Source organism: Pectobacterium brasiliense, assembly GCF_013449685.1.
GTDB classification, from domain to species: domain Bacteria; phylum Pseudomonadota; class Gammaproteobacteria; order Enterobacterales; family Enterobacteriaceae; genus Pectobacterium; species Pectobacterium brasiliense_A.
In genome coordinates, this window is sequence record NZ_JACDSF010000123.1 from 1 (window position 1) to 328 (window position 328).

Below are 328 nucleotides of genomic sequence, written 5' to 3' on the forward strand. Positions count from 1 at the left end.
TGTCACCACCGCCAACACCAGCCACACTTACGGTGTGGATACCGTTGCGCCAGTGGCGTCGATTGCTATCGATAATGTCACGTCCGATAACGTGATTAACGCGACTGAATCCGGCCAGACCATTGCGGTGACCGGTCAGGTCGGTAGTGAAGTCAAAGTAGGTGATGCGGTTACCGTTAAAGTCGGCACCGAGACCTACCAGACGACGGTCAATACCGATGGCAAGACCTGGAGCGTGAATGTTCCCGGTTCTGTACTGGCTGCTAATGGTGATGTCTCTGCGTCGGTCACCACGCGCGATACCGCAGGCAACGTCACGACTGCGAAC

General features: G+C 56.1%; 1 protein-coding gene. It reads left to right on the forward strand.

From position 1 onward, the window contains the following. Positions 1-328: Ig-like domain-containing protein (locus H0248_RS21565; protein ID WP_180787433.1), on the forward strand; the 328-nt coding region annotated here is incomplete at both ends.